The organism is Neoroseomonas soli (assembly GCF_018129065.1).
Lineage (GTDB): Bacteria > Pseudomonadota > Alphaproteobacteria > Acetobacterales > Acetobacteraceae > Neoroseomonas > Neoroseomonas soli.
This window is the reverse complement of the sequence record NZ_JAAEDM010000213.1, coordinates 1-634: the sequence shown is the minus strand read 5'-3', so window position 1 is coordinate 634 and position 634 is coordinate 1. Positions and strand designations below refer to the sequence as shown.

The window sequence follows — 634 nt, the reverse complement described above, 5'->3', positions numbered from 1 at the left end:
CTGCCGGGCGTCGCCCAGCGCCGCCTCGGCGCGGCCGCGTGCGTCGCGGGCCGCACCTTCGGCCTTTCGCGCCTCCTCTTCCTGCGCCGCGGCGGCGGCGCGGGCGGTGTCGGAGGTGGCCGCCTCGGCCTCGGCGTGGTCGAGCCGCGTCTCGGCCGCCCGCAGCGCATTCCGCTGGGCGAGCCGCACGGCACCGGGTGTCGGCGCCCCTGCGCGGGCAGTATGGCCGTCCCAGCGCCACAGAGCGCCTTCCTCGGTCACCAGCGACTGGCCGGGCTTCAGAGCCGCCTGCAACGCCGCGCCGTCGGTGCCGCGCGGCAGCAGGCCGATCCGGGACAGGGCGCGGCTCAGGGCGGCCGGGGCCTCGACCAGCCGCGACAGCGGCACCGCGCCGCCCGGCAGCGGCGCAGTGACGTCGAGCGGCGGCAGGTTCCGCCAGTGGCGCGGCGCGGCTTCGTCCGCCGGGCTTTCCAGCGCCTCGCCCAGCGCGGCGCCGAGGGCCGCTTCCAGGCCGGCCGGGACACCCACCTGGTCGAGGATCGGCGCCGCCGCCCCCGGCTCGCGGGAGGAGAGCACGGCCTTCAGCGCATCCACCTCGGCGGCGGCGCGCGCGCGGTCGCCGGCGGCGGCGGTC

The 634-nt window shown here is 80.3% G+C and carries 1 pseudogene; it reads right to left on the bottom strand.

The features are described 5' to 3' along the window. Positions 1–634: pseudogene (locus tag GXW76_RS25530) on the bottom strand (chromosome segregation protein SMC); the annotation flags it as partial.